Source organism: Streptomyces sp. NH27, assembly GCF_056859195.1.
The window spans coordinates 1-351 of the sequence record NZ_JACEGK010001126.1; the positions used below are offsets into that span (position 1 = coordinate 1).

1 rRNA gene is annotated in these 351 nt (G+C 59.3%); it reads left to right on the forward strand.

The features are described from left to right. Nucleotides 1-243: 243 nt before the first annotated feature. Nucleotides 244-351 (forward strand): 23S ribosomal RNA (locus tag AC13HU_RS38350); the annotation flags it as partial.

Consider the following 351-nt stretch of genomic DNA (forward strand, 5'->3'; position numbering starts at 1 on the left):
GAGTGTTCGGTGCTGGTTGCTCATGGGTGGAACGTTGACTATTCGGCACGATCAGATGTGAGTCACTAGTACTGCTTCGGCGTGGAAGGTGGCATGGCGGATGATCGGGTCGGGCACGCTGTTGGGTCCTGAAGGAACGACAACTGTTCCCTTCAGAACCGGAACCCGTGGACGGCGCATAGCGCGTTGGTCGCGGGTGACTGGTCGTCGCTTGAGAACTGAACAGTGGACGCGAGCATCTGTGGCCAAGTTTTTAAGGGCGCACGGTGGATGCCTTGGCACCAGGAACCGATGAAGGACGTGGGAGGCCACGATAGGCCCCGGGGAGCTGTCAACCAAGCTTTGATCCGG